The organism is Candidatus Pelagibacter bacterium nBUS_27, assembly GCF_051200985.1.
Classification (GTDB): Bacteria; Pseudomonadota; Alphaproteobacteria; order Pelagibacterales; family Pelagibacteraceae; genus Pelagibacter.
This window is the reverse complement of record NZ_CP172845.1, coordinates 1,294,018-1,318,490: the sequence shown is the minus strand read 5'-3', so window position 1 is coordinate 1,318,490 and position 24,473 is coordinate 1,294,018. Positions and strand designations below refer to the sequence as shown.

The following is a 24,473-nucleotide window of genomic DNA, read 5'->3' as shown; positions in this document are numbered from 1 at the left end:
AATTATTTTTTTTTAATTCCATATAACTCTAATTTATGATCAATTAATTTATAGCCATATTTTTCTGCTACTTTTTTTTGAAGTTTTTCAATTTCCTCATCTACGAATTCAATAATTTCACCTGACTTAACATCTATTAAATGATCGTGGTGTCCTTCATTTAATTCTTCATATCTTGCTTTTCCACCTTTAAATTCATGCTTAGCCAAAATTCCCGACTCTTCAAATAATTTTACGGTTCTGTAAACTGTTGCAATACTTATCTTTGGGTCAATTTTGGAAACTCTATTGTATAATTCATCCACATCAGGATGGTCAGATGATTGAGACATTACTTGCGCAATTACTTTACGTTGATCAGTTAACTTTACACCTTTTGATAAGCATTTTTCTTCGATAGTTTCTGTCATATTTAATTTTAACTTATATAAATAGGATTAATCAAATTTTTTTTAATTTTATATTTTTTACATAAATTAGGAACATTTTCATAACTCAAATCTTTCTCATCTTTAAAATCATCCAAATTATAACTGTAATAATCAATATTTTTTGCTACATTAAAAGCTTTAACTATAGATAGAGAGTTTCTTATACCAGCAAAGCTTCCTGGTCCTTTATTGATATAAATTGTATTAATATCACTGATTTTAAGATTTTTTGATAAGAGGAAATCATTAATAATTATAGTTAATTTTTCATAATTAATTTTAGTATTCTCACATGTAATATTATAAGTACTACCAGTAGTGATGATCATTAAAAAAAATTTTTCATTAGTAATATCTATAATAAGTTTGTTCATTTTTATCCTGTTTATAAACACAAATTCTATTTCAGATGAAAATAATATCAAATACTATTCTGACGATGAAGGTATTTTGTCGTTAATGTATCACCGGTTTAATGAGCATAAATATCCCTCAACTAATATTCAAATGAATATTTTTAAGAAGCAAATGGAAATAATCAGAAACTCTAATTATATTTTTTCAAATCCTAAACAATTTGAAAAAAATTTTAATATACCAAAAACAAATAAAAGAATTCTTATAACAATTGATGATGCTTTTCAGTCATTTTATCAAGAAGCTTGGCCATATTTAAAAAAAAATAAAATTCCTTTTATCTTATTTGTTTCAACAGAACCTGTTGGGAAAAATGGGTATATGACCTGGGATCAGATTAAAGAAGTTGAAGCTGAAAAATTTACCTCAATAGGACATCATTCACATTCTCATGGATATCTTATTGATGGTGATAATGATTTATTCAGCTTAGATATAGAGAAAGCAAACAAAATATTTTTAAAAAATTTAGGCTATGTACCAAACTTATTTTCTTATCCATTTGGTGAATATTCAAAATTCATGAGGGACTATATTTCTCAAAATTTTGATTATGCTTTTGGTCAACATTCGGGTGTAATTGACTTAAATAAAGATAAATTTGAATTACCCAGATTCCCAATTAATGAAAATTATGGAGACCTAAAAAGATTTAGTTCCATTATAAATTCTTTTCCGCTTGAATATGAGCAATTACTTCCTTTAGAAAAAAATTTATCAGTAGAAAATAATCCACCTAATTTTCGGGTTAAATTTTTTAACGAACAAAAAAATATCAAAAGTATTAGCTGTTACTCTAATGAGTTAGATAAATGGGAAAAATCGAATACAAGTTTGAACAACAGGGTATTAACCATAAAGTTTAGGGGTCCATTTATACCAAGAAGAGGCAGAATAAATTGCTCCTTAAATGACAAAGGCAAATGGCGGTGGTTTGGTATTCAATTTCCAATTAAAGAAAACTAAATTAGACTTTCAAGATCAACACTTGAGGGCATTAATTTTGCATCATCAAAATCTTGTAGTTTATTTTGTTCTATTATTTTCTGTAGGACCTCAACATATTGATTGCCTGTCTCTGCATATTTATTTAAATATTTAGAAAGTTCCATGCTGTCTAACGATTTATTAGAATCTCTAAACTCTGCTCTCGCTTTTCTAAAAGCTTTGTAAGTAGAATGAGTATTTAAATTTCTTTGGTAAGCTCTAACTGATGCTTGAAGGATATTAAATTTCATAACTTTATGATCTTTACCTTTTTCAGCATCTTTAGGTTTAAGACCCTCTCCTGACCAAGTCCACTGTCCAAATAAAGCGTTACCTTCTTGTGCAAATCTTGAAGTTCCCCACCCTGTTTCTTTAGCTGCCTGTGCAATTGTTAGTGATACTGGTATTACGTCCATTCTTATTTTTAATGTTGATAAATCTTTAGTTTTTACTCCATATTGTTTATATTTTTTTTCAAGCCAATTTATTTCTGAGATTGTGTTATTGCTTTTATTAATAATATTAAAAAGTATTCTTCTATCTTTTTTAATAATATTGTTTTCTACAATAATTAAAGGCAAAATAATTTGTATAAAAAATTCTTTCCTTTTTTTCGTATTCTCAATCTTTTTTAATTCATTAGGCAACAAAGTTAATGCAACTGGCTTGACTAATTTATTTGCCCTAACATCATTAAGATTATAGTTAGTTTCTTTAAATAATTTTGTTATTGTTGCTGCATTTAAATAAACTGAATCAGACTCAATATTATTTAAGCTAACAATATCAATTAATATATCTTTTTCATTTATAGATGAATTTTTATCTATTTTTTCCTCATTTGAATTAAGTGTATAAGTTAATATTTTTTTTGAATTATTTGTAAATTCTTTTGTATAAAAATTTTTATCAGCAAAATTAATAAATATTGGAGTGATGTAGAAAAAAGAGATAGTAAACAAGCTACTTAGAAAAAATCTTACTAAAGTATTTTTACTTTTTTGTTCAAATAAATTTTGGTTATTTTTCATATTTTTAAACTGCAACAACTTCTTTAACTTCTGGCAAATAATGACATAAAAGATTTTGAACTCCTTGCTTTAATGTCATTGTGGAACTTGGACATCCCGAGCAACTTCCCTGTAATTGAACTTTAACCACACCGTCTTTAAACTCTTTGAATTTAATATCTCCACCATCTCTTGCCACTGCAGGTCTTATCTTTTGATCTAAAATTTTTACTATTCTTTGTTCAATTTCATCTAAATTTGTATTTTGCTCAGCTAAACTTTCGTCAATTACAAACTCTTTTCCTTCAGAATAAAAATCATTGATAAATGAAATTACGATATGTTTTACATCATCCCATTTAGTTATATCTGTTTTGTTTACAGAGATGAAATCTTCTCCTAAAAAAATTCCTTCTACTCCATTTATAGATAGTATATTTCTAACTAGTACATTTTGTGTATCATCTTTATTAATAATTTCATATGGACCACTATTAGACACTTTTTTTCCAGGTAGAAACTTAAGTGAATTAGGGTTCGGCGTTACTTCTGTTTGAACGAACATAGATTATATATAATGAATATTTAAAAAATTAACACTCGATAATAAATTTTAACTAAAAACCTACTATTTCCTTAATTCTTTTAATCTTTTTTGAAGCTATTTTATTGGCTCTTTCAACTCCTTCTAGAAGCGTATTATCTAAATACAATTTGTCATCTAGTAATTTTTTAATTTCTAATGAAATAGGTTGAATTTTATCTACAAGAACTTCAGATAATTTTTCCTTAAATTCTGAAAAATTTTTTCCGGCAAAAATCTCTACACTTTTTTCTAAAGTAGAATTTGTTAAGCTTGCATATATCCCTAAAAGATTTTTTGCTTCTAACCTTTCATCAAGATCTTTTGTGGTATTAGGCATTGGTAATGGATCTGTTTTTGCTTTTTTAATTTTATTAATAATTAGATCTTTATCATCAGTTAAATTTATTCTGCTTAAATCTGATAACTCAGATTTACTCATTTTTCTTGAGCCATCTTTAAGACTCATAATTCTTGAAAATTCTTTTTGTATTAAAGGCTCTGGAACTTGTAAAAAATTTTCTATTTCAAAATCACTATTAAACTTTTGAGCAATATCTCTACATAACTCTAAATGTTGTTTTTGATCATCTCCAACTGGAACGTGGGTTGCGTCATACAGCAGAATATCAGCCGCCATTAGAACTGGGTAAGAATAAAGACCCACACTAGCTTTTTCCTTATCTTTACCAGCTTTTTCCTTGAATTGAGTCATTCTATTTAACCATCCCATTCTAGCAACACAGCTTAATATCCATGCGCCCTCTGCATGAGCAGGTACTTGTGATTGATTAAAAATTATACTTTTTTTTGGGTCTATCCCACTTGCAATAAATGTAGCTATAGTCTCTTGAATATTGCTTCTTAGCTCCTTAGCGTTTTGTTTGACAGTAATTGCATGCAAATCTACAACACAAAATATGCACTCATTTGAATTATCATTGTTTAAATCTACAAAATTTTTAATAGCACCTAGGTAATTTCCTAAATGAAGATTACCAGTAGGCTGAACACCAGAGAATATTTTTTTACTCATAAAATTAGTACTTTAATTTAATATCATTCATTTGAAAAGCTTTGATGAAATAACACAAAATTAAATAAAATGCTAAGCCGAATATAACAGATAAAACTAGATATAAAGATTTAATCGACTGATTAAATGCTAATTCGTTTTGAAAAAAATTTAATAAAAAGTTGAAAAATAATCCCATCATAATTGATGCAAAAACTATTTTAATAAATTTGATAAAAAATATTTGATTGAAATTAAATAATTGTCGATTTTTTAAAAATATAAATAACATTATTGAATTAAACCATGATGAAATAGATGTTGCTATTGGAATTATTATAAAACCAATTTCACTAAAATAATAAACACTTAAAAAAATATTAAGCAATACTGAAATTAAAGAAATGTAAAATGGCGTTTTGGTATCATGATTAGCAAAGAAAAAGCTTGAAAAAACTTTTATTAAAGCAAAAGCAGGCAAACCTAATGCAAAATAATACAAAGCTAAACTTGAGTTATTTACCGAATTCTCATTAAAAGATCCATATCCAAATAAAGCTGAAATAATTTCTTCTGATCCAATAACTAGACCAATAGTCGCTGGAAGACTTAAAAATAAACTTAATTCAAGGGCTTTATTTTGTATGAGCAAAATCTTTTTTTTTTTCTAGATTGGATGTGTTTTGAAAGTTGCGGAAGTATAACAACACCAATAGCGATACCAGCTATAGCTAGGTTAATTTGATAAATTCTATCTGCATAATATAAATAAGAAACTGCACTTGCTTGAAAAGATGCAATTATTGTTCCAATTAAAATATTAATTTGAGTAACTCCAGAGGAAAAAATGCTTGGTAAAAGTTTTTTAAAAAAAAACTTAACTTTGTTACTAGCTTTAAATTTGAAATTAAATTTAAGCGTGTAATGTTTTGATACAAATCTATATAAAAATATTAATTGTAAAAAACCAGCCAAAGAAACACCATAAGATAAATAATAAACCAACTGATCACCTAAAGATTTCGAAAAAATTAATACTAAAATTAAAACAATGTTTAAAATTATTGGGGCTGCAGCTGCCGCTGCAAACTTATTATGTGAATTTAAAATTGCAGAAAAAAAAGATGCTAAACAAATGAAAAATAAGAAAGGAAAAGTAATCCTTGTTAAATTTATTGCTACTGTCATTTTTTCTAAATCACCAACAAATCCTGGGGCAATAATTGAAACAAATGTAGGCATAAAAATTTCAATTATTATTGTTAAAAATAACAAACCTAAAAAAAGAAGATTAAAAATATCATTGGCAAATTTATTTGATTGTTTTTTACCCTTATTTATTTCTGATGAATAACTTGGGACAAATGCTGCATTAAAAGTACCTTCAGCAAATAATCTTCTGAATGTGTTTGGAATTCTAAATGCTACAAAAAAAACATCGGCTAATGCTCCTGTACCAAGAAATACTGCAATAAAAATATCCCTTAAGTAGCCAAGCAACCTGCTTATTATTGTAAAAAAACCAAATGTGCCTGTTGACTTAACTATGTTCATAAATCATATTAGTCTTAATTTTACCCTAATTGTATACCTAATTATCAAAAATGAAAAAAACTAACATTGATCATTACACCGATAAAGAAGCTCTAGATTTTCATAAATATAAAAAACCTGGGAAGATCGAGATTATTTCATCAAAAAATATGACTACTAAGAGAGATCTTGCTTTAGCATATTCTCCAGGTGTTGCAGCTCCTGTTAGAATGATTAGTGAAAACCCAGAAACAGCATACGATTATACCAGTAAAGGTAATTTGGTAGCTGTCATCAGTAATGGTTCGGCAATTTTAGGAATGGGTAACTTAGGGGCACTTGCATCAAAACCTGTAATGGAAGGTAAAGCAGTACTTTTTAAAAGGTTTGCAGATATTGACTCTATTGATCTTGAAATAGACTGCTCTGATGCTGAAGAAATTATTAACTCGATTAAAAATTTTGCTCCAAGTTTTGGAGGAATAAACTTAGAAGACATAGCTGCTCCTGATTGCTTTATAATTGAACAAAAATTAAAAGAAATTTTAGATATTCCTGTTTTTCATGATGACCAACATGGAACCGCTATCATAACAACAGCAGCTTTAATAAATGCACTAGATATAAGTGGTAAATCAATAAAAGAAATAAAAGTAGTTGTTAATGGAGCTGGCGCTTCTGCACAAGCATGTACAGAATTATTTAAAAATTCTGGTGTACCAAATGAAAACATAATTATGCTGGATAGAAAAGGCGTAATCTACAAAGGAAGGCCTGATGGCATAGATCAATGGAAATCTAGGTTTGCAATTGAAACTAATTTAAGGAGTTTAGAGGAGGCAATCAAAGGTGCGGATGTTTTTCTAGGTTTGTCTGCAAAGGGTGCTCTAAAAAAAGAATTTGTAAAAACAATGGCAAAAAATCCTATAATTTTTGCCTGTGCAAATCCTGATCCAGAAATTACTCCTGAAGAAATAAACGAGGTAAGAGATGATGCAATTATTGCAACTGGTAGATCAGATTATCCAAATCAGGTAAATAATTTAATTGGCTTTCCCTATATTTTTAGAGGTGCTCTTGATGTTAGATCAAAGACAATAAATGAGGAAATGAAAGTTGCTGCAGCACAGGCTATTGCAAAGCTTGCAAGAGAAGATGTTCCTGATGAAGTTGTTGCTGCTATGGGAGGTGAAAGACCACATTATGGTAAAGAGTATATTATTCCCTCTACATTTGACCCCAGATTAATCAGTATAATCCCAGCAGCTGTTGCAAAAGCTGCGATGGATAGTGGTGTTGCAAGAAAAAATATTGAAGACTTGGAGATATATAAAGATCAACTTAAACAGAGATTAGACCCTACAGTGACAATAATGCAGGGAATAAATTCTTACATAAAAAAAAATCAAAAAAGAATTGTATTCGCAGATGGTGAAGATAAAAATACACTTAAAGCTGCAATTGCATTTAAGAATTCTAAGTTAGGTATTCCAATTCTAGTTGGAAAAGAAGATAAGATAAAAGAACAAATTAAAAATATTGGTTACAGTGATAATTTTGATATTGAAATAGTTAATTCTAAAGATGAAGAGAAAAGAATTAAATATGTAAATCATTTGTTTCAAAAACTTCAAAGAGAACAAGGTTTGCTGGAAAGAGATTGTGATAGACTTGTTAGAAATGATAGGGTTATATGGGCAACTAGCATGGTTGCTTGTGGTGATGCTGATGGCGCTGTTACTGGAAACACAAGGAGATTTGGTGCTTCTTTAGAGAAAATTAAACAGGTAGTGGATGTAAGAGATGGAGAGATCATGTTTGGCCTAAATATGGTTGTTCACAAAGGTAAAACCATTTTTGTAGGTGACACTAGCGTTCATGAATATCCAACATCAGAACAAATGGCTGAAATGGCAATTTCTACAGCGAGAGTAGTAAGATTATTTGGTTTTGACCCTAAAGTAGCATTTGTTTCTCACTCTACGTTTGGCCAACCTCTTACAAGCAGAACAAAACACATCAGAAAAGCAGTAGATATATTAAAAGAAAAAAAAGTAGATTTTGAATTTGATGGAGATATGCAACCAGATGTTGCTCTAAATCCAGAATATGAAGAACTGTATCCTTTCTCAAAAATTGTTGGTAAAGCAAATATTCTAATTATGCCAGGACAACACAGTGCAGCAATATCTTATAAGATGATGAAAACATTAGGAGACACTAAAGTTATAGGGCCTTTGCTAATTGGACTTGGATTACCATTAGAAATTGCCCCTTTAAGATCTTCAACATCAGAACTTATTAATTTAGCATCTATTGCTGCTTATTCAGCAGATGTAATTGATTACAAAAAATAATTACTCTTTTTGAATTCTTAGATCTTCTACAAGGATAATACTCGCAATAACATCTTCTACATCCAATATCTCTTTAGCTTCACTAATCACTAGATCTTTCTCTTCAGAGGTTAACGCAATTCCATAAACATAAATTTTTTTCTTATAAGTGTCTATTTGATAATTAGTTGCCTTAATATTCTTATTTAAAATTATAGCTGTTCTAAGTTGAGAGGTTATCAAAATATCTTTTGCTGATCTTTTAAAATTAAATTCTTCTTTTATTTTGATATCATTACGAACAGATCTAGCACCTTTTGTCTCCCAAGCTACTTTTGTTAATAATAATTTTTCCTCAGGACTATCAACTTTTCCTGTTAAAAAAATTCTTCCATCTAAAACTTTAGATTTTACTGATAATAGATATTTTTTATCTTTAACAAGAATTCGTGCAGCTAAATTTTTTTGCATAATTGAGTCATCCATTTGAGTGCCAACAGTTCGTGGATCAAAAGCAACACTTACTCCTGTACCCAAAATACCTTTTGAGGAAACACCAACACAACTAGATAAAATTACACCAAACAAAATAATTAATATAAATTTAAATTTCATTTTTTATCTTTAAACAATAGTTATAAATTTCTTTTTTTGAAATATCTTTATTGTGACTAATAATTTCTGTAATTTCTTTTATAGTCAATTTGTTAATCATTTTTTTAATGATAATCATATCTGATTCACTTAATTCTTGTGAATGAATTCTATCAATTTTTTTTTCAGAAATTACTACTGTTAGCTCTCCTTTTAACTCCTTGTTAAATATTTCTAAATCATCCACATTTTTTCTTATAAATTCTTCATATATTTTTGAAATTTCTCTACAAAATATTATTTTTCTTCCACTAAAGTTTTTTTTTAATTCGGGAATAATTTTATTCACTTTTTTTGAAGATACAAAAAAAACACATGTTTCATCAAATTTTGATATTTTATTAAAGACGTTCACAAGCGCCTGTTTTTTTTCAGGTAAAAATCCATAAAAAATAAATTTTTCTGAAAAACCACTTATTGATACTGCTGTTGCAACAGCTGAAGGTCCTGGAATTGGAATAATCCTAATATTATTTCTAACGCATTCATTCACCAATATTGCACCTGGATCAGAAATACTAGGTGTTCCAGCGTCTGAAATTAATGAAATTGTTTCTCCAGATTTAAGAAGATCTATAATCTTATTTAAATTTTTTGATTCATTAAATTTATGATTTGAAATCAGACGTGATTTTATTTCATATCTATTTAATAGAATTCTGGAAACTCTCGTATCTTCACAAAGAATATAAGTTGATTTTTTTAATATTTCTATAGCTCTTAAAGTAATATCTTTTAAATTACCTATTGGTGTTGACACCAAATAAAGACTATTTTCGTTATCTTTTATTTGAGATTGTGATTTTATGATCATAATTGAGCTTAAAAAACATTATACTAACATTAAAATGAGTAAATTTATTAAAATTATTTTTTTTGTAATATTAAATTTTTCATTATTATTTTCATTTTCCACAAAAGCCTCCGAAAAAATTAAGATTGGTCTCATGGTACCTTTGACTGGTTCTAATAAAGAGCTTGGGCAATCAATTATTAAAGCTGTAAGACTAGCCGTGAAAGATATTAATAACAATTCCATAGAAATTATTCCCAAAGATACAGCTTCTAAGGCAAACAAAGCACTTAAGTCAGCATTTGAATTAAAACAAATGGGTGTGAAGGTTGTAATTGGGCCTGTTTTTTATGAAAGCATATCTTATTTAGATGAAATCAAAGATATAACTTTTTTATCTTTAACAAACAAAACATTAGATCTTCCAAAAAATGTAATTTCTGCAGGAATAAACTCTACTTCTCAATTCAATACCATAAAAAAATTTATTAAAACAAAAAAAATAAAGAGGACAATATTTTTGACACCTATTCAAGATTATGAATTTGAAGTTAAAAAAGGAATTAAAGATTCTAAAATCAAAATATATAAAGATTACGACTATAGTACAGAACCTACAAAATTAACTAAACAAATTGAAGAAATTACTAATTATAGAATTAGAAAACAAAACTTAGAGGATGAAATTTTAAGATTAAAAAAATCAAATCAGTCAAATAATGAAAAAAAAATTAAAAAACTTGAACAGAGATATACGTTAGGAGGTTTAAATTTTGAGGCAGTCATTATTGCAGATTTTGACGAAAGTTTAAAAAGTGTATCTACATCACTTTTATACACTGATGTTTCTCCTAAAAATAAGTATTTTATTACATTAAACCAGTGGTTTGATAAAAGTTTATTAAATGAAATAGACATCCAACCTTTATATTATCCTTCAATAAATAAAAATAATTTTGAAAATTACAAAGATAAGTTTTTTAACGAGTTTAAAGAATACCCTTCACACTTAGCTTTATTAAGCTACGATCTTGTTGGACTTGTCTATTATTTGTCATTAAAAACTAACCTATCTAATTTAAACAAACTTTTTAAAAAAAAGAATTCTTTTAAAGGCAAGATTGGTATTTTTGATATAAAAGACAACAAAATTAATCACCGTTTAAACTTTTATAAAATTGAAGATAAAAAAATCATAGAAATTTTTTAATTTTTTGAAATGCAACAAAACGATGGTCTATTTTATATTTTTGTATAGAACTCATCTCACCAAAAGTTTTTCTTTTATTTTTTGGAATAAAAATTGGATCATAACCAAAACCATTTTTCCCTTTTGGTTTTGCTGAAATATATCCTTCAACTTTACCCAAAACAGATGCTATTTTTTTATCTAAGTAACAAATTGATAACGCACAAATAAATCTAGCTTTAACTTTTTTATATTTCCAGTTTTTATCCTTTTTTGATAATTCTCTGTACACTCTATTTATTGCTTTTTTAAAATCACCTTTTTTTCCACCCCATCTGGCCGAATAAATTCCTGGACTTTTATCTAGAATATCAATCTCAAGCCCTGAATCATCAGCAAGACAAAATTTTTTTGTTTTTTTTGAGTAATACTTAGATTTAATGATTGAGTTTTCTGTGAATGTCAGTCCATCTTCTCTTGGACTCTTAAGTTTAAATTCAGATGTTGAGTGGGTTTTAATATATTTTGGCAATAAATCTTTAATTTCCTTATATTTTCCCTTGTTATTAGTGCCTACGAGCAATTTTGAAATTTTTTTCATTAATACCTAGCAATTTTGAGATTTCTTACCATATATGCTCTCATGGAAAAAGAGGAAAACCTAAACCAAAAGAATACTAAAGCAGAAACGTTAAATGAGAGCAATGAAGCTGGTAAACAATCAGACGATAAGCATGATGATAACAATGGTGTAGAAGAAAAAGTAGAATTATCTCCAGAGGAAAAAACAAAAGAATTAGAAGATAAATTAGCAAGAACTTTTGCTGAAATGGAAAATCAAAGAAGAAGATTTGAAAAGGAAAAAGATGATGCATTTGATTATGGAGGTTTTACATTTGCAAAAGAGGCTTTAAATTTAATTGATAACCTTGAAAGGTCAAAATTAATTTTAGAGAGCGATGAAGCCCTTAAGGACACTGAGGCATTAAAAAAAACCCTAGAGCATTTCGATATAATTAATAAAGATTTAATCTCTATTTTTACTAAAAATAATATTAAACCAATTGATTGTCTTAATAAAAAATTAGACCCAAATTTACATCAAGCAATGATGGAAATTGAAGATGATCAAAAAGAACCTGGAACTATTGTTCAAGAGGTTCAAAAGGGTTTTATGATAAAAGATAGATTGCTAAGACCCTCTTTAGTTGGTGTGTCTAAAAAGACAGAAAATAAAGATAATAAAAGTGAGGAAAATAGAGAGAATTTAGACAAATAATTACATTTGTTGAACTTGTAGAATTAATATTAACACATATATGAAAGAGAGAATTTAAATTATGAGCAAAATTATTGGAATAGATCTTGGTACAACAAACTCATGTGTATCAATAATGGAAGGAAGCCAACCTAAAGTATTGGAAAATGCTGAGGGTGCTAGAACAACCCCTTCAGTTGTAGCTTTTACTGACGATGGAGAAAAACTAGTCGGCCAACCTGCTAAAAGACAAGCTGTAACAAATCCTGAAAATACAATTTTTGCTGTTAAAAGACTTATTGGAAGAAATTTTGAAGACCCAACAGTAAAAAAAGATATAGCTGCGGCTCCTTTTAAAATAGTTAACTCTGAAAAAGGTGATGCTTGGATTGAAGCAAAGGGTGAAAAATATTCACCTTCACAGATATCTGCTTTCATTCTTCAAAAAATGAAGGAAACGGCTGAGAAATATTTGGGTCAAGAAGTAACTAAGGCAGTAATAACTGTTCCTGCGTATTTTAATGATGCTCAAAGACAAGCAACAAAAGATGCTGGTAAAATTGCAGGCCTAGAAGTTTTAAGAATTATTAATGAACCTACTGCAGCATCACTTGCATACGGTTTAGATAAAAAACAAAATAAGAAAATTGCAGTTTACGATTTAGGTGGAGGAACATTTGATGTTTCTATTCTTGAATTGGGAGATGGTGTATTTGAAGTTAAATCCACAAATGGAGATACTTTTTTGGGTGGTGAAGACTTTGACAACGCAATTGTTGATTACTTAACTGCAGAGTTTAAAAAAGACAATGGTATAGATTTAACATCAGATAAACTTGCCCTTCAAAGATTAAAAGAAGCTGCAGAAAAAGCTAAAATTGAACTATCTTCAGCAGAACAAACAGATATTAATTTACCATTTATCACTGCTGATAAAACAGGCCCGAAACATATTAATTTAAAAATGACAAGAGCCAAACTTGAAGCTCTTGTTGAAGATTTAATCACTAGAACACTACCACCTTGCAAAACAGCATTGAGTGATGCTGGCATATCAGCAAGTGACATAGATGAGATTGTTATGGTTGGTGGAATGACCAGAATGCCGAAAGTTCTAGCAGAAGTTAAAAACTTTTTTGGAAAAGACCCAAATAAAAGTGTTAATCCAGATGAAGTTGTTGCAATGGGTGCAGCTATTCAAGCGGGTGTACTTCAAGGTGATGTTAAAGATGTACTTCTTTTAGATGTTACACCTTTATCTCTTGGTATTGAAACTTTAGGTGGTGTATCAACTAAGCTTATTGAGAAAAACACAACAATACCAACAAAAAAGAGCCAAGTATTTTCTACAGCAGAAGACAATCAGCCTGCAGTTTCTATTAGAGTACTTCAGGGTGAAAGAGAAATGGCAACTGATAATAAAATGTTAGGAAACTTTGAGTTAGTCGGTATTGCTCCAGCACCAAGAGGAGTTCCTCAAATTGAAGTTACTTTTGATATTGATGCTAATGGCATAGTGAGTGTTTCAGCAAAAGATAAAGGAACTGGTAAAGAACAAAAAATTCAAATCCAAGCTTCGGGCGGACTAAGTGAAGATGAAATTGAAAAAATGGTTAAAGATGCAGAAGCTAATAAGGAAGAAGACAAAAAGAAAAGAGAGACTGTAGACACAAGAAATCAAGCTGACACTTTAATTCATTCAACTGAAAAGAATCTTAAAGAGCATGGGTCTAAAATTACTGATGCTGAGAAGAAAGCAATTGAAGATGCATCATCCAGCTTAAAAGAAGCTCTTAAAGGAACTGATAATGAAGATATTAAGAAAAAAACGGAAGCGTTAGTTCAGGCATCAATGAAATTGGGTGAGGCTATATATAAAGCTCAAGAAAAGAAACCAGATACACCTGATGATAATAAAAATACTGATGAAGGAAAAAAAGACGATAACGTAGTTGATGCAGATTTTGAGGAAGTAAAAGAAGAAGGTAAAGAAGAAGGTAAAGAAGAAGGTAAAGAAGAAGATAAAGAAAAAAGCGCTTAAGACTATCAACAACCATTATCTCAAAGTAATTTATGGCTAAAAGAGATTTCTATGAAGTTTTAGGTATTGGAAAAAGTGCATCTCCTGATGAACTAAAATCAGCTTACAGAAAACTTGCTGTCAAATACCATCCTGATAAAAATCCTGGCGATAAAAAAGCAGAAGATAAGTTTAAAGAAGCCAGTGAAGCTTATGGCATTCTTTCAGATAAAGAAAAAAAACAAAATTATGATAACTTTGGTCATGCAGCCTTTGAAAATGGTGGTGGAAGACAAAGTGGTGGTTTTGGTGGTTTCGGTGGTGCAGATTTTTCAGATATTTTTGAGGATTTTTTTGGAGATTTTGGTGGTGGTGGAAGATCAAGAAATAGAAGCTCCAACAATAGAGGGTCAGATCTAAGATACGATCTATCAATTTCACTTGAAGAAGCTTACCAAGGCAAAAAACAAGATATAAAATTTTCAACTACTGAAAAATGTAATACTTGTAAAGGAAATGGCTCAAAACCTGGTCATTCTCCAGATAGATGTACTTATTGTGGGGGAAACGGTAAAATTAGATCTAATCAGGGCTTTTTCACTGTTCAACAAACATGTCCCCAGTGTAATGGTAATGGTGAAGAAATCACTAATCCTTGTAACGACTGTAATGGTCAAGGAAAAAAACAAGCCTCTAAAAAAATATCAGTTACAATTCCTAAAGGTGTTGATGATGGTACAAGAATAAGATTAGCTGGAAAAGGTGAGGCTGGAAGTAGAGGTGGAGCAACAGGTGATCTATATTTGTTTATAAATGTTCACTCTCATGACTTATTTAAAAGATCAGATGAAAATTTATTTTTTGAATTTCCAATTTCTCTTGCGGATGCTGCTTTAGGAACTACCATTGAAATTCCAACTATTGATGGAGGTAAAGCTAAAATAAAAATTCCTGATGGAACTCAAAATGGTAAACAATTCAGATTAAAGGGTAAAGGAATGCCCTATATGAGAAGAGGTGATTTTGGTGACTTATATGTTCAGGTAAAAACAGAAGTGCCCGTATACCTAAATAAAAAACAAAAAGAATTACTTGAACAATTTAGAGAAATTGAAAACGATAAATCAAATCCAAGTATTAAAAAATTTTTTCAAAAAGCAAAGGACTTTTGGAAAAATTAAAAGACTAATCTTTTAAAAAAGGTTAATATTTAGTGAAATGAAAAAAATTAATTTATCAATTTCTGGGTGTATGGGTAGAATGGGCCAACAACTAATCAAATCATCTAAAAAAAATAAAAATTTTAAACTTGTTTCACTCACAGAAAATAGATCAGTAAATAAAAAATTTAATGGAATAAAACCAGGGTTAAATTCTGAAAAAGCATTTAAAAAAACAGATATAATTATTGATTTTACTGTTCCTGATTGCACTCTAGAGATATTAAAAATAGCATCTAAACTAAAAAAAAAGGTTGTTATTGGAACAACTGGATTTAACAGAAATCAAGAAAACCAAATTAAAAAGTTTTCAAAAAAAATACCCATTTTAAAGGCTGGCAATATGAGCTTAGGCGTAAATTTATTGATGTATTTAACTGAAATTGCTTCAAAATCATTAAATGACGAATATTTAAGTAAAATATTTGAGATGCATCATAAACACAAAAAAGACTACCCATCAGGTACAGCTTTGATGCTTGGAAAAGGAATCGCAGATGGAAAGAATAAAGATTTATATAATTTAATGGGAAAGAAATTTTTAAATAAAAAATCTTTTCCCTATGGAAAAAAAATTAATTTTAACTCAATTAGAAAAAGTGAAATTATTGGAGAACATGAGGTAAAATTTTCAAGTGGAAAAGAGATAATTACATTAAATCATGAGGCTTTTGATAGAGCACTTTACTCTGATGGAGCATTAACAGCTTCAAAATGGTTAATGAAAAAAAGACCAGGATTATATTCTATGAGAGATTTACTTAACTTTTCATAATGAATGAAAAGCAAAAAGCAAAAATTATAATTAATACATTAAATAAAATTTATCCCAAGGCGCCAATTCCTCTTAAAAGTAAAAATATTTTTACATTATTAATTTCTGTGCTTCTTTCAGCTCAATGTACTGATGTAAATGTTAACAATGTAACAAAAGATATATATCCCAAATATTTTAAACCAGAACACTTCGTAAAATTAGGAAGAAAAAAAATTGAAAAATTAATAAAAAAAATTGGAATTTTTAGAGTTAAAGCTAAAAGTATTTATTTAATGTCAAAACAAATTTTAAATAAACACAACGGAAAAGTACCTAAATCCTTTGATGAACTAGAAAAATTACCTGGTGTAGGCCATAAAACAGCTAGTGTTGTAATGTCCCAAGGTTTTGGATATCCAGCTTTTGCTGTTGATACTCATATTCATAGACTTGCACAAAGATGGGGATTAACAAATGGAAAAAATGTAGTTCAAACTGAAAAAGATTTAAAACGAATATTTCCAAAAAGAACTTGGTCTAAACTTCATTTACAAATAATTTTTTATGGAAGAGAATATTGTAAGGCAAGAGATTGTTATGGTTTGTCATGCAAAATATGCTCTACTTGCTACCCAAATAGAAAAAAACCTGTTATTACCCTAAAAGCATAATATGAAAATTTTAGGAATAGGAAATGCAATAGTCGATGTCATTTGTAAAGTAAATGACAGTTTTATTGAAAAGAATAATCTTACAAAAAGCACAATGAAACTATTTTTTGATAAAAACGAATTTAAAAATTTATTAACAAATCTCAAAATAGAAAAAACTGTTTCTGGAGGTTCTGTGGCAAATTCTATAGTTGGGTTATCTCAACTTGGTGACCAGGTAGGTTTTATTGGAAAAGTTTCCGATGATCACTTTGGTAGCAAATACGAAGAAGGTTTAAAAAAAGAAAACGTAGAATATTTTTACTCAAAAAAGAGAGAAGTATTGCCAACAGGTACTTGTTTGATATTGGTCACACCAGACTCTGAAAGGACAATGTGTACATTTCTTGGAACAGCAGGAAAAATTAATGAAAATGATGTTAGCTCTGAAGCTATTAAAAAAAGTGAAATTATATTTTTAGAAGGTTACTTGTGGGATGAGGGAGAACCCAAAAAAGCATTTGATAAAGCTATTAATAATGCAAATAAAGTAGCTATGTCTCTATCTGATCTGTTTTGTGTAGATAGACATAAACCTCATTTTTTAAATTTAGTAAAAAACAAACTCGATATAACTTTTGCTAATGAACAAGAAATTACTTCATTAATTAAAGCAAAAAATTTTAATGAAGTTATAAACTTTTCGAAACAACTTAATAAGTTAGTGGTTGTAACTAGAAGTGAAAAAGGTGCAGTTGCAATTAACGGAGAAAAGATTTTTGAAAGTGATATAAAAAAAAATCTAAAAATTGTAGATCTTACAGGTGCTGGTGATCTTTTCGCTGCTGGATTTTTACATGGATATATTAATAAATTATCAACAAAAGAGTGTCTAGAAAAAGGTACTGAAATGTCATCAAGAGTAATACAGCAAATTGGAGCCAGACTTTAGGTTTGGCTTTTCTTTCTTTTAAAACTTCCTTTACCTTTTTTAGGTTTAACTATTTTTTGTTTATATTTTTTTGTAAATAAATCCTTGACTATGAGATTTTTCTTATTTGATTTGATAACCATTTTTTTTACTAATGATAAATTCATTATCATTAAAAGTACTTAAAATTTTTTTTCTTAATCGATAAATATGCGTCTCAACAGTATGGGTTTCTATATTAGATTGATAGCTCCATACCTTTTCTAGTAGTTCATCAATATTAATTGGTTTGTTTGATTTGGACAAATAAGTAATTGTATTAATTTCTTTTTCGGTCAGTTTAAGCTTCCTGTCATTTATTAGCATCTCTCTTGAATTTAGATCTATAGTATATTTGTTTACTTTAATATGAGATTGACTGTTAAATTGTAGTTTTAAAAATTCAATATTTATTTTTTCTACTAATTTGAAGATTTTAATTGGAGTGTTTTCTAAAACAAATTCATTACCGATATCTGAATATTTTTTATTTGATATAATTAAATAATTATTTTGATTTTTTATTATATCATTTAAAGAATTTTCACTATCTGCAAAAGTAATCTTAAAATTTAAATCTAAACTAAGTTCTTCAAGAATATGATACAATTGTGTAAACTTATAAATTATTAAATTTTGCATGCTGACAAAAAGAGAATATGACAATTTTTGTAAAAAATAAACACACTCTTCAAATAGATGAATTTAAATTTAGGTGCTCTATTGGCAAAAAGGGATCAATAAAGAATAAGAAAGAGGGGGATAAAAAAACACCTAAAGGAATCTTTGAAATTGAAAATCTTTATTTCAGGGAAGATCGTAAAAAAAAACCATCAACCCTATTAAAATGCATCAAAATTACAAAAGATATGGGATGGTGCGATGATATACGTTTTCAAAAAAAATATAATAAACTTATTAAAATAGAAAAAAAAATAAAACATGAAAAATTAAAAAGAAAAGATTCTAAATATGACTTGCTAATTCCAATTAAGCACAACTTCAAAAAACCTATTATTGGTCAAGGTAGTTGTATTTTTATTCATCTAACCAAAGATTATAAACCCACAGCTGGATGTGTTGCCTTAAAAGAAAAAGATTTTTTAATAATGCTTAAATTAATTAAAAAAAATTCAAAAATTAAAATCTTTTAGAGTCTTTTACCAAAAATACTAGAACCAACTCTAACATATGTTGAGAAACATTTTGCAGCTACAAGAAAATCTGAGGACATTCCCATACTTAATTCAGTAAGATCTAAAGTTTTATTTAATTTATTCATCTCTTCAAAATAACTTTCTGGATTAATATCTGCCGGAGGGATGCACATCAAACCAATTAAATCCAAATCAATTTTTTTACAGTAAGAGGCTAATCGATACACATCTTTTTTGCTAACCCCTGATTTTTGATCCTCGTCACCAATATTAACCTGCAAAAATATTTTAATTTTTTTATTTATTTTATTTTGCTCATCTGCAATTTTTTTTGCAAGTTTTTCACTATCTACTGAATGAATATAATCAAATATTTGAACTGCAAATTTTACTTTATTGGTTTGTAGTTTTCCAATCATATGCAATTTTACCTTGGAATTTATTTCTTTAATATCTGTCCACTTTTCAACTGCTTCCTGGACTTTATTTTCACCATAATCTATGTGACCATACTCTATAAGGGGTAAAATTTTATCAATTTTAAAGGTCTTTGATACTGCAATAATTTTAGGATTATTATTAATATTTAATTTATTAAGATAAATTTTAGTATTATTTTCAATGTCTAATAAATTTTTAACAGTATTATGCATATAAATATGATGAGAAAATATTACTTTATTAATAAATTTGACACAAATAATATCGATAAACAAGATAAACAAACAACAATAATTTACAGAAACTATTCAGCAAAAACAATTGATGAAACGTTTCTTTTAAAAATTAAAAGATATTGTGAAAAAAAATCAATTAAATTTTATTTATCAAATAATATTAAATTGGCTATTAAGCTAAATTTAGATGGTGCTTATATTCCAGCTTTCAATAAAAGCTTAAAACATTTAGCTTATTCTTATAAAAAGAACTTTAAAATTGTTGGATCAGCTCACAATCTTAAAGAAGTTAGAATAAAAGAAAGTCAAAATGTGACAAAAATTTTTTTATCCTCTTTATTTAAAAAAAATAAAAACTTTTTAGGAATAAATAAATTTAAGTTACTTTCTAAACTTACCAAAAGAGATATTGTTGTGCTTGGTGGAATTTCAAAAAAAAAAATAAAAAAACTCTCTCTTTTAGAACATTCTGACTTTGCTGGAATATCTTATTTTGAATAAAAAAAAGGCCCCTAAAAAGGGGCCCTTTAATATAATTAGTGTCTAAATTAAATTAGAATGCAAATGTTAAACCTAGAGCGTAACCAGATCTGTCATCTGTAGAAGTACCAGCGATATTATCTACAGAGTTGTGATTAGCTTTAAGTGTCATAGATCCCATTACGTAAGATACTGAAACACCTGTAGCTTCTTGATCTGATAATGTAGCATTTTCATAATCAACAGTTGAAGTATTTACAGATACTGACATTTCTTCGCTTACAGCATAAGATAAACCTAAAGCTGTAAAGTCTTTATCAGCATTAGTAGCTTCTGAATCACTTTCAGATGCTTGGTATCCTACTGTGAACGCGTCCATTGCGTATGTAACATACATATTACTTAGATCTAAAGTTGCAGTTGGATCTGTTTCATCAGTTCCTTGTGCAAGACCAATAGTTAAACCATCAACACCTGTGTATTTGATACCGTAGTCAGATGAACTCTCAACTTCAGTAGCAGCATTAGATGGAGTGTAAGATGCTGAAATAGTCATGCCATCCATTAAAGATGAGTTACTGTAATGGAACATATTGTCTCCACCAGTTCCTCCAGGAATTGCACTTGCACCTGTTACGTCATCCCATGACTCTTCACCAGCAGTAGGTGTTACGTCATCGATTGCAGCTAGTACAGAACTTCCACCAGTACCTGAGAAAGTTAATGTTCCAGAATCACCCATGTCGATTGCTAAGATTCTAGTATCCATGATTACACCTGAAGCACCATCACTTGAATCGATTATTTGAGTAGCAGTTACATTCCAACCATTGTCTAATTCTCCAGTTGCTTTGAATGTAATACCATCGTTCATAGACCAACCGTTACCAGTTGTTTGTTTTTCTTCACCAGCAAAGTTTAATGAAACTCCACCAGTTACAGAAAGATCTGCAGCGTTAGCTGAAACAGATACAAGAGCACCTGCTAATGCAGTTAACCCTACTTTTTTTAAATTGTTCATATTAATTACTCCTTTAGTAAATTGTTATTATTAATAATAAACATTAGTTTTTTACTTTAATTGGCTGAAATTATTTTCTATTTTTGTTATTTTTACTAATTTAATTAATTAGTGTTGCAAATTTATCACTCAATTTTTTCCCTAATTTACTGTATTTTTTAACATTTTTGCAATATACCAGGATTAAATTTAACAATATTTAGCTTTTTACAATGTTTTCAAAAAATATTCTAAAATTAATAGTTTTTATTACTTTTTTACCTCTTTTACTTAGCTCTTGTGGATCAGGTGCTGATGCGAGAAAATTTCCTCCTAATCCTGAATTAAGAGTTAAAAAAAATATGGAAGAAGGTAGGGGTTTTCGATTGAGTGAAACTTTTGGTGGTAAATCTACAACTTATGAATTTGCTAGCTCAAATGAGCTATGGAGAGCTTCATTGGATGCAATTGATTTTATGCCATTAACATCTGTAAATTACAGTGGCGGAGTAATTATAACAGATTGGTACAGTAATGATCAAAATTCAAATGAGAATGTCAAAATTTCAATAAGATTTTTAACAAATGAAATAAGAAGTGATGCCCTAGATATAAAAATTTTTAAAAAAATTTGTGAGAATAATTTTAATTGTAAAATTTCAGAAGGATATGACGAACTAAAATTAGAACTAAAAAAGAAAATTTTAAAAACAGCGAAAATTTATGAAACCCAAAAAGAGAACAAAGATTTTAAACCCTACACAGGCCTAAAAACAAAATAAATCACTAAATTAATATTCGTGGAAAGATATAATTTTAAACAGGTTGAACGAAAATGGCAAAAGACTTGGCAAAGTGAAAAAAAATTCTCAACTAAAGTTGATAGGAATAAAAAAAAATTTTATTGTTTAGAAATGTTTCCATATCCATCTGGAAAAATTCATATGGGACATGTAAGAAACTATACAATCGGAGATGTGCTAGCAAGATACAAAACTTTACAAAATTTTAATGTGCTTCATCCTATGGGATGGGATTCTTTTGGTATGCCAGCTGAAAATGCGGCAAGACAAAATAAATTAGACCCAAAAACATGGACTGAAAAAAATATTTCAGTGATGAAAGGTCAATTAAAAAAACTAGGTCTATCAATTGATTGGGATAAAGAAATTTCTACCTGTTCACCTGATTATTATAAACATCAACAAGAATTTTTCCTGGAACTTTATGATAAAGGACTAGTCTATAGAAAAGAAAGTTACGTAAATTGGGATCCTGTAGACAACACAGTCTTAGCTAATGAGCAAGTTATAGATGGTAAAGGATGGCGATCTGGTGCAATTGTTGAAAGAAAAAAACTCAATCAATGGTTTTTTAAAATTACAAAATTTTCCAAAGAACTTCTGGAGAGCCTAGATTCTTTAGAAAATTGGCCCAATAAAGTAAAAGTGATGCAAAAAAATTGGATTGGAAAATCTTATGGCTGCGAAATTAAGTTTAAAATTGAGTCTAAAAAAAAGATTAATGAAATAAAATGTTACACCACTAGGCCAGATACTTTATTTGGCATGTCTTTTCTGGCAGTTTCAGTAGATCATCCAGTTGCAAAATTTTATATCAACGACCCAGAATTTATTAATTTTAAAAAAGAATGTTCTAAAACTGGCACTACAGAAGAATCAATTGCAGCTGCTGATAAACTTGGTTTTAAAACTGATTTGTTAGCAATAAATCCTCTGGATGAAAATATTAAAGTACCCGTTTATTTTGCTAATTTTGTTTTGATGGATTATGGGTTAGGTGCAGTATTTGGTTGTCCAGCACACGATCAAAGAGATTTAGATTTTGCAAGAAAATATGATTTAAAAATTACACCAGTTGTTAGACCAGAAAAAGATAAGAATTTTTCAATTGATGATAAAGCCTATACTGAACCTGGTTATTTATTTAATTCAAAATTTTTAGATAATCTTAAAGTTCCAGATGAATCAATTTCCAAAACTATTGGTTACTTGGAAAAAAATGATATTGGTCAAAAAAAAACAAACTATAGATTAAAAGACTGGGGTATCTCGCGTCAAAGGTATTGGGGATGCCCTATACCAATTGCGTATGATGAAAACGGTAATCCAGTTAAAATTCCAACAGATATGCTTCCTGTCGTGTTACCAAAAATAGAACGATTAAGTTCTACCGGCAATCCACTCGATAAAATAACTGAGTGGAAAAATATCACTATTAATGGAAAAAAATGCACTAGAGAAACAGATACACTCGACACATTTGTCGACTCTTCTTGGTATTTTTTGAGGTTTTGCTCTCCTCATAATAATGATTATGGATTTAACTCTGATGAAGTGAAATATTGGATGCCTGTAGACCAATATATTGGAGGTGTAGAACATGCTATTCTCCATCTTTTATATTCAAGATTTTTTATGCATGCATTATCATATCAAAATAAATCCTTTGAAATAAAAGAGCCTTTCAGTGGTTTATTTACACAAGGTATGGTTTGCCATGAAACATATAAAGACACTAACAATAATTGGGTCAGTCCCGATGAGTTGGTTACTATTGATGGAAAAAAATTTTTAAAGGACACTAAAGAGCCAGTAAAAGTTGGTCCCTTAGAATCTATGTCAAAATCAAAAAAAAATACGATAGATCCTGAAAAAATAATAAAAGACTATGGGGCCGACGCGGTCAGATTATTTATTTTATCCGATAGCCCACCTGAAAAAGATGTTCAATGGTCGAATGAAGGAATAAAATCAGCATACAAATTTATTCAAAAGTTGTGGGTTTTGAATCAAAAGATAGCTCAAGAGATAAAAGCTAATCATCCATCTAGCCCAAATAATGATTTAGAAAAAATAACTAATAAATTTATAAAAGAAATTACATTAAACATTGAAAATTTTTCTTATAATAAAATAGTTGCTAATTTTTATGAAACTTATTCAGCACTTAACAAGGTAATTTTGAATAAAATTGAAAAAAAAAAATTAATTGAAAACTATAAAAAAATTTTAATAGCTATTAGTCCTGTAATACCTCACTTTTCTAGTGAATGCATAGAAATGATGAATATTAAAAATGAAATATTATGGCCAAAAGTAGATGAATTTTTTTTATTCGAAGATAAAATTAAATTCATTGTTCAATTTAACGGTAAAACTAGAAAAATTATTGAGACAAAAAAAGATACAAATGAAAATTCTTTATTAGATGAAATAAAAAAAGACAAGAAACTTAATGAATATTTAAATAACAAAAAAATTCAAAATAAAATATTTATCCCTAACAAACTTATAAATATAATAATAAATTAAA

The 24,473-nt window shown here is 28.5% G+C and carries 24 protein-coding genes and 1 pseudogene; 13 read left to right on the top strand and 12 right to left on the bottom strand.

Annotated elements, in window-relative coordinates:
• Nucleotides 1–2 precede the first annotated feature (2 nt).
• On the bottom strand, nucleotides 3–410 hold the full coding sequence (locus ACIJYG_RS07120) for a Fur family transcriptional regulator (protein ID WP_435096844.1): 408 nt from the start codon (nucleotides 408–410) through the stop codon (nucleotides 3–5).
• Nucleotides 411–418: 8 nt separating this feature from the next.
• Nucleotides 419–805 (bottom strand): peptidase M22, encoded by a 387-nt coding sequence (locus ACIJYG_RS07115; RefSeq protein WP_435096841.1) that lies wholly within the window; start codon nucleotides 803–805, stop codon nucleotides 419–421.
• Between the two features lie 154 nt (nucleotides 806–959).
• Between ACIJYG_RS07115 and ACIJYG_RS07110 the strand changes: the two genes are divergently transcribed.
• Nucleotides 960–1,814, top strand: a complete 855-nt coding sequence (locus tag ACIJYG_RS07110; RefSeq protein WP_435096838.1) for a polysaccharide deacetylase family protein — start codon at nucleotides 960–962, stop codon at nucleotides 1,812–1,814.
• Here the strand turns inward: ACIJYG_RS07110 and ACIJYG_RS07105 are convergent.
• The 4 genes and pseudogenes from ACIJYG_RS07105 to murJ form a co-directional block, all read right to left on the bottom strand.
• Nucleotides 1,811–2,866: a glucosaminidase domain-containing protein gene (locus ACIJYG_RS07105; RefSeq protein ID WP_435096835.1), complete on the bottom strand. Its 1,056-nt coding sequence runs from the start codon at nucleotides 2,864–2,866 to the stop codon at nucleotides 1,811–1,813. The genes ACIJYG_RS07110 and ACIJYG_RS07105 overlap by 4 nt on opposite strands.
• 4 nt (nucleotides 2,867–2,870) lie before the next feature.
• Nucleotides 2,871–3,410, bottom strand: a complete 540-nt coding sequence (locus tag ACIJYG_RS07100; RefSeq protein WP_435096832.1) for a NifU family protein — start codon at nucleotides 3,408–3,410, stop codon at nucleotides 2,871–2,873.
• Nucleotides 3,411–3,462: 52 nt separating this feature from the next.
• Nucleotides 3,463–4,464 (bottom strand): tryptophan--tRNA ligase, encoded by a 1,002-nt coding sequence (gene trpS, locus ACIJYG_RS07095; protein WP_435096829.1) that lies wholly within the window; start codon nucleotides 4,462–4,464, stop codon nucleotides 3,463–3,465.
• Between the two features lie 4 nt (nucleotides 4,465–4,468).
• Nucleotides 4,469–5,997: pseudogene (gene murJ, locus ACIJYG_RS07090) on the bottom strand (murein biosynthesis integral membrane protein MurJ).
• Between the two features lie 50 nt (nucleotides 5,998–6,047).
• Between murJ and ACIJYG_RS07085 the strand changes: the two are divergent.
• Nucleotides 6,048–8,333, top strand: a complete 2,286-nt coding sequence (locus ACIJYG_RS07085; protein ID WP_435096826.1) for an NADP-dependent malic enzyme — start codon at nucleotides 6,048–6,050, stop codon at nucleotides 8,331–8,333.
• On the opposite strand, the gene ACIJYG_RS07080 is transcribed toward ACIJYG_RS07085, so the two are convergent.
• Nucleotides 8,334–8,927, bottom strand: coding sequence for a BON domain-containing protein (locus tag ACIJYG_RS07080; protein WP_435096823.1), 594 nt, complete (start codon nucleotides 8,925–8,927; stop codon nucleotides 8,334–8,336).
• Nucleotides 8,917–9,780, bottom strand: a complete 864-nt coding sequence (gene rsmI / locus ACIJYG_RS07075) for a 16S rRNA (cytidine(1402)-2'-O)-methyltransferase (protein ID WP_435096820.1) — start codon at nucleotides 9,778–9,780, stop codon at nucleotides 8,917–8,919. Before rsmI ends, ACIJYG_RS07080 begins: the two co-directional genes overlap by 11 nt.
• Here rsmI and ACIJYG_RS07070 point away from each other — a divergent pair.
• Nucleotides 9,773–10,969 carry an ABC transporter substrate-binding protein gene (locus ACIJYG_RS07070; protein WP_435096817.1) on the top strand — a complete coding sequence of 399 codons (1,197 nt, stop codon included), beginning with the start codon at nucleotides 9,773–9,775 and terminating at the stop codon, nucleotides 10,967–10,969. The two genes, rsmI and ACIJYG_RS07070, sit on opposite strands and share 8 nt — an antisense overlap.
• On the opposite strand, the gene rdgB is transcribed toward ACIJYG_RS07070, so the two are convergent.
• Nucleotides 10,953–11,549 carry an RdgB/HAM1 family non-canonical purine NTP pyrophosphatase gene (rdgB, locus tag ACIJYG_RS07065; RefSeq protein ID WP_435096814.1) on the bottom strand — a complete coding sequence of 199 codons (597 nt, stop codon included), beginning with the start codon at nucleotides 11,547–11,549 and terminating at the stop codon, nucleotides 10,953–10,955. The genes ACIJYG_RS07070 and rdgB overlap by 17 nt on opposite strands.
• Before the next feature lie 42 nt (nucleotides 11,550–11,591).
• Here rdgB and ACIJYG_RS07060 point away from each other — a divergent pair, with 42 nt between their 5' ends.
• The 6 genes from ACIJYG_RS07060 to ACIJYG_RS07035 all read left to right on the top strand — a co-directional run bounded on the left by ACIJYG_RS07060 (nucleotide 11,592) and on the right by ACIJYG_RS07035 (nucleotide 17,805).
• Nucleotides 11,592–12,227 carry a nucleotide exchange factor GrpE gene (locus ACIJYG_RS07060; protein ID WP_435096811.1) on the top strand — a complete coding sequence of 212 codons (636 nt, stop codon included), beginning with the start codon at nucleotides 11,592–11,594 and terminating at the stop codon, nucleotides 12,225–12,227.
• Nucleotides 12,228–12,288: 61 nt separating this feature from the next.
• Nucleotides 12,289–14,247: a molecular chaperone DnaK gene (gene dnaK, locus ACIJYG_RS07055; RefSeq protein ID WP_435096808.1), complete on the top strand. Its 1,959-nt coding sequence runs from the start codon at nucleotides 12,289–12,291 to the stop codon at nucleotides 14,245–14,247.
• 32 nt (nucleotides 14,248–14,279) lie between these two features.
• Complete coding sequence (gene dnaJ / locus ACIJYG_RS07050) at nucleotides 14,280–15,407, top strand: molecular chaperone DnaJ (protein ID WP_435096805.1); 1,128 nt, start codon at nucleotides 14,280–14,282, stop codon at nucleotides 15,405–15,407.
• Nucleotides 15,408–15,444: 37 nt separating this feature from the next.
• Nucleotides 15,445–16,221 (top strand): 4-hydroxy-tetrahydrodipicolinate reductase, encoded by a 777-nt coding sequence (gene dapB / locus ACIJYG_RS07045; RefSeq protein WP_435096802.1) that lies wholly within the window; start codon nucleotides 15,445–15,447, stop codon nucleotides 16,219–16,221.
• Nucleotides 16,221–16,874 carry an endonuclease III gene (nth, locus tag ACIJYG_RS07040; RefSeq protein WP_435096799.1) on the top strand — a complete coding sequence of 218 codons (654 nt, stop codon included), beginning with the start codon at nucleotides 16,221–16,223 and terminating at the stop codon, nucleotides 16,872–16,874. Before dapB ends, nth begins: the two co-directional genes overlap by 1 nt.
• Nucleotide 16,875: 1 nt before the next feature.
• Nucleotides 16,876–17,805: an adenosine kinase gene (locus ACIJYG_RS07035; protein WP_435096796.1), complete on the top strand. Its 930-nt coding sequence runs from the start codon at nucleotides 16,876–16,878 to the stop codon at nucleotides 17,803–17,805.
• Nucleotides 17,806–17,907: 102 nt separating this feature from the next.
• Here the strand turns inward: ACIJYG_RS07035 and ACIJYG_RS07030 are convergent, their stop codons facing one another.
• A complete protein-coding gene (locus ACIJYG_RS07030) occupies nucleotides 17,908–18,465 on the bottom strand; it encodes a winged helix-turn-helix domain-containing protein (protein WP_435096793.1) in 558 nt (185 codons plus the stop codon).
• Nucleotides 18,466–18,482: 17 nt separating this feature from the next.
• Between ACIJYG_RS07030 and ACIJYG_RS07025 the strand changes: the two genes are divergently transcribed.
• Nucleotides 18,483–18,977 carry a L,D-transpeptidase family protein gene (locus tag ACIJYG_RS07025; protein WP_435096790.1) on the top strand — a complete coding sequence of 165 codons (495 nt, stop codon included), beginning with the start codon at nucleotides 18,483–18,485 and terminating at the stop codon, nucleotides 18,975–18,977.
• Here the strand turns inward: ACIJYG_RS07025 and ACIJYG_RS07020 are convergent.
• On the bottom strand, nucleotides 18,974–19,633 hold the full coding sequence (locus ACIJYG_RS07020; protein WP_435096787.1) for a YggS family pyridoxal phosphate-dependent enzyme: 660 nt from the start codon (nucleotides 19,631–19,633) through the stop codon (nucleotides 18,974–18,976). The genes ACIJYG_RS07025 and ACIJYG_RS07020 overlap by 4 nt on opposite strands.
• Before the next feature lie 6 nt (nucleotides 19,634–19,639).
• Here ACIJYG_RS07020 and ACIJYG_RS07015 point away from each other — a divergent pair, with 6 nt between their 5' ends.
• A complete protein-coding gene (locus tag ACIJYG_RS07015) occupies nucleotides 19,640–20,158 on the top strand; it encodes a thiamine phosphate synthase (RefSeq protein WP_435096784.1) in 519 nt (172 codons plus the stop codon).
• A gap of 52 nt (nucleotides 20,159–20,210) precedes the next feature.
• Here the strand turns inward: ACIJYG_RS07015 and ACIJYG_RS07010 are convergent, their stop codons facing one another.
• Complete coding sequence (locus ACIJYG_RS07010; RefSeq protein WP_435096781.1) at nucleotides 20,211–21,158, bottom strand: porin; 948 nt, start codon at nucleotides 21,156–21,158, stop codon at nucleotides 20,211–20,213.
• Between the two features lie 212 nt (nucleotides 21,159–21,370).
• On the opposite strand from ACIJYG_RS07010, the gene ACIJYG_RS07005 reads away from it, so the two are divergent.
• A complete protein-coding gene (locus ACIJYG_RS07005) occupies nucleotides 21,371–21,919 on the top strand; it encodes a DUF3576 domain-containing protein (protein ID WP_435096778.1) in 549 nt (182 codons plus the stop codon).
• 18 nt (nucleotides 21,920–21,937) lie between these two features.
• Nucleotides 21,938–24,472, top strand: a complete 2,535-nt coding sequence (gene leuS / locus ACIJYG_RS07000; protein WP_435096775.1) for a leucine--tRNA ligase — start codon at nucleotides 21,938–21,940, stop codon at nucleotides 24,470–24,472.
• The last annotated feature ends 1 nt before the right edge of the window (nucleotide 24,473 follow it).